Below are 3262 nucleotides of genomic sequence, written 5' to 3' on the forward strand. Positions count from 1 at the left end.
GACGACGCGCCGGCCTGCGCGGCAGACGCCACAGCGGCCGGCGAGAATGGCGCGGAAGATGGCGCGGCGGACGATGCATGCGATGGCATGGCGGGGGGCGCGGACGATGCCATGACGGCCGGCGCAGGCGATGGCGCGGGGGCCATTGCGGGCATGGGCTCCGGCTCCCGCGCCGGGGCTGGCTGCGGCAGTGCGTCAGCAACCGGCACCGGCTCGACGCTGCGCGCAGGCGGCGCTTCAACCATCACCGGCATCGGCTCCCCGGCCTGCACTTCCTGCGCGACAGGCTCGCCGGCCAAGGACGGATTGCGCAATTTCCATTGCACGCCCACGCCCATCTCATCGAGGAACACGGCACTCCTGGCCATCGTCTGACTCATAAACTGAACCGCATAACGATTGCGTCCTCGCGTTGCTGGTTGGCGGCCGGGTAGTAGCCCTTGCGCCGACCGATCTGTTTAAATCCGTAGCGCTCATAAATCTCCAGCGCCCGCGTGTTCGATGGCCGCACCTCCAGCAACACCGACTCCATGCCCAGCCCGCGCGCGCAGGCCACGGCCTGGTTCAGCAGGAAGCGCCCCAGGCCCTGCCCCTGCTTCTCCGCCGACACCGCGACGTTGAGCAAATGCGCCTCGTCGACGATCGCCATCAGCAGGAAATAGCCCAGCAAATCGCCCTGCTGGTCGCGCAGCACCCACGCCTCGTAATTGCTGTTGAGCGAATCGATGAAGTTGGCCATGCTCCATGGATGCGGATAGACGCTCTCCTCCAGCGCCACCACATCGGGCAAATCGGCCTGCTGCATCGGCTCGTAATTGAGCCGCGCCAGATCCCACACCTGCTTCATGCGCCACCCTCGGCAGCCTTGGCGGCCGCCATGTCGCGCCGCTCCGCCTGCGTGTAGGCGATCTTGTTGCGCAAATACAGAGGCTGTGCCTCGGCCGCCGTCACCGTCCGGCCGGCCGCCAGCGCGATGGCCGCCAGCTGCGCGATCTGCTCCGCATGCGGCATCACCTCGGCAAAGCCGCCGCCGGCAAACGCCTCGGCATAGGCCGACAAGCCGTTGCCGCAAGCGACCGGTGCACCCTGCGGCTGCACGGCCTCGGGCGCCGACAGCGCGGGCGGCAGCACCGGCGCCGGCGCCGCGCCGCCCGCGAAGCGATACTGTGCCCAGTACACCTCGCCCATGCGCGCGTCGAGCACCGCCAGCACCTCGTTGGCGCCGTGCCGCTGATGGCAAGCCAGCGCCATCGCGTCGAGCGTGACCACCGGCACCACCGGCAGGTTGCCGCCGAAGGCCAGGCCCTGCGCGATCCCGCAAGCGGTGCGCACGCCGGTGAACGAACCGGGGCCGGAGCCGAAGGCGATGGCGTCGCAGTCTTTCAAGGCGATACCGGCTTCGGCCAGCAGCTCCTGTATCATCGGCAGCACCGATTGCGAATGGGTGCGCACGCCCGAGGACACGCGGCTGATGACGCTCTCGCCCCGCAGCAGCGCGACGGAGGCCAGTTCGGAGGAGGTTTCAATGGCAAGAATAATAGGCATGGCGTATTTTAACCTGCCGGGCTGGCAGGCGCGACCCCGCGCGGGGATGTAGAATACGCCTCTTAGGCGCAGAGGCCGCCGTTAGCCGACCCATATCATGCACAGTTTGACCCTCAATTCCGACAATCGCGAAGAGATCGCCACCGCCCTGGCCGGCGACCGCTGGATCGTGGCCTGCCTGTGCGCGGCCTGGTGCGGCACCTGCGCGTCCTACCGCGCCACGTTCGAGGAGGTGGCCGGGCGCCATCCGGACAAGCTGTTCGTCTGGATCGACATCGAGGACCATGCCGATGTGGTGGGCGACCTTGACGTCGACAACTTCCCTACCCTGCTGATCCAGCACCACGAACTGGTGGCGTTTTTCGGCACCATGCTGCCGGACGCCGGACTGGCGCACCGGCTGGTGCTGGCGCAGTCCGCGCAGAGCGACGCCGAACTGGCCGCGCTGGCCGCCAGCAGCGAGGAGCGCATCGGCTGGCAGGCCGATTGCAACCTGCGCACCCTGATGCGCAACGCGCTGGCCTGAACCTCCGGCCAGCAATCAGAAGCTGTCGGACGCCACCGGCAATGCCTCCAGCTTCCAGCGCAGCATGCCGCCGGCCAGGTTGGCGACCTTGCTGAAGCCGGCCTTGGCCAGCAGCACGCTGGCCTGGGCCGAGCGCACGCCCGAGCGGCACACCGCCACCACCGGCCGGTTCTTATCCAGCTCGCCCGCGCGGTCCATCAGCTGCGACAGCGGCACCAGCCGCGCGCCTTCCAGGTGTCCCAGCTGGTCGATGAACTCGGGCGCCTCGCGCACGTCGACGATCTGCACTTCGGCCGCGTGCTCCAGCAGGACCATCGGCTCGATCTCCCACACACCGCTGAAGCGCAGCGTCAACGGCGCCCAGTCCGGCGTGTCCGGCGGCGGCGCGTTGCCCTCCGGTTGGCCGCAGCGCATATTGGCCGGCACCGCCACCGCGATCAGCTTTGGATGCGGCAGGTGGAGGTTGTTCATGTGTCCCGCAAAATCGCCCTCGTCCACGTCGCCGCCCAGGCGCGGATTGAAGCGGCGCTCCTCGGCCACGCTAGTCACGGTGATACCGCGGTAATCGTGGGCCGGATAGAGCAGGCAGGTTTCCGGCAGCGACAGGATCTGCCCGCGCACCGAGGCGAACAACTGCTGCGGACTGCCCTGCTGGAAATCGGTGCGGCCGCAGCCGCGTATCAGCAGGCTGTCGCCGGTGAAGGCCATGCTCTCGTCGTCCAGCACGAAGGTCAGGCAGCCGTTGGTGTGGCCGGGCGTCGCGCGCACGGTCAGGTGGCGGCTGCCGAAATCGATGCGATCGCCGTGGCGCAGCGGCCGGTCGGCCAGCTCCGCGCCGGCCGCCGCCGCCAGCGCGATGGCGCTGCCGCAGCTCTGGTGCAGGCGCCAGGCGCCGGTGACGTGGTCGGCGTGGACGTGGGTATCGAGCGTGGCCAGCAGGCGCAAGCCCAGCTCCTTGAGCAACGCCATGTCGCGCGGCACCTGCTCGTAGACCGGATCGATCAGCAGCGCCTCTCCGCCGTCGCCCAGCAGATAGGTGTAGGTGGAAGACGTCGGGTCAAATAGTTGGCGAAAAATCATAATGACAGGTCCCTAAAAAAAAGCAACTTTGGGGTCAAGTCTGACATTCGGACACGGCCTCTGCCGTAGCGGCGCCGCTACGGCAGAGGCCGTGTCCGAATGTCAGACTTG

4 protein-coding genes and 1 pseudogene are annotated in these 3262 nt (G+C 68.0%); 1 reads left to right on the forward strand and 4 read right to left on the reverse strand.

The window, feature by feature from the left end; translation table 11 throughout:
* The 3 genes and pseudogenes from GTP90_RS35115 to tsaB form a co-directional block, all read right to left on the reverse strand.
* Positions 1-380 (reverse strand): annotated as a pseudogene (locus GTP90_RS35115) (uracil-DNA glycosylase); the annotation flags it as partial.
* On the reverse strand, positions 377-847 hold the full coding sequence (gene rimI / locus GTP90_RS35120) for a ribosomal protein S18-alanine N-acetyltransferase (RefSeq protein ID WP_161087844.1): 471 nt from the start codon (positions 845-847) through the stop codon (positions 377-379). The pseudogene GTP90_RS35115 and the gene rimI, both read right to left, overlap by 4 nt.
* Entirely contained in the window at positions 844-1545 is a 702-nt protein-coding gene (gene tsaB / locus GTP90_RS35125) for a tRNA (adenosine(37)-N6)-threonylcarbamoyltransferase complex dimerization subunit type 1 TsaB (RefSeq protein ID WP_161087845.1), read from the reverse strand. Before tsaB ends, rimI begins: the two co-directional genes overlap by 4 nt.
* A 97-nt stretch (positions 1546-1642) precedes the next feature.
* Between tsaB and GTP90_RS35130 the strand changes: the two genes are divergently transcribed.
* Entirely contained in the window at positions 1643-2071 is a 429-nt protein-coding gene (locus GTP90_RS35130) for a thioredoxin family protein (RefSeq protein ID WP_161087846.1), read from the forward strand.
* Between the two features lie 15 nt (positions 2072-2086).
* On the opposite strand, the gene GTP90_RS35135 is transcribed toward GTP90_RS35130, so the two are convergent.
* Positions 2087-3151, reverse strand: a complete 1065-nt coding sequence (locus GTP90_RS35135; RefSeq protein WP_161087847.1) for an MBL fold metallo-hydrolase — start codon at positions 3149-3151, stop codon at positions 2087-2089.
* Positions 3152-3262 lie beyond the last annotated feature (111 nt).

The organism is Duganella vulcania (assembly GCF_009857655.1).
Classification (GTDB): domain Bacteria; phylum Pseudomonadota; class Gammaproteobacteria; order Burkholderiales; family Burkholderiaceae_D; genus Rugamonas; species Rugamonas vulcania.